This window comes from Salinimicrobium oceani (assembly GCF_012037645.1).
In genome coordinates, this window is record NZ_JAAVJR010000904.1 from 1 (window position 1) to 393 (window position 393).

Here is a 393-nt window from a genome sequence, read left to right on the forward strand (position 1 = left end):
CGATGTTCAGGTCCCAGAAATCTTTGGCATATTTAGGTTCAAATGAAATGATCTCCATGAATTAATCTCCGATTTCTCTTTTTTGCCAGGGCCATTTGCCCTCGAGTTCCACCTGCAAAGAAAGGCTTAAAAAGGTTCTAATTACAACGATTACTGCAAGAACGAGTACATTCTCCATTTTTGGAGCAGTACTTACTGTAGCAATAATATCTCCTGCCACAAGAAATTCCAGGCCCAGTAGAATTGCCTTTCCAAGATCGTGGCGAAAAGTACGATAGGTGCTGCCATCCTCGTGCTCATGGAAAAAATACCTGTAAAGAGCGAAAAAAGGTCCTATCACCATGACAAGTACTCCTGCAACTTCAATTGTAATAGCTGCCAATCCTATAAATT

Annotated in this window: 1 protein-coding gene; it reads right to left on the minus strand. The window is 41.0% G+C overall.

Annotation, left to right across the window (positions count from 1 at the left end; translation table 11 throughout):
* Positions 1 to 61: 61 nt before the first annotated feature.
* The coding region (locus tag HC175_RS19980; protein ID WP_209310139.1) for a DUF1622 domain-containing protein at positions 62 to 393 on the minus strand (332 nt) is incomplete at its 5' end.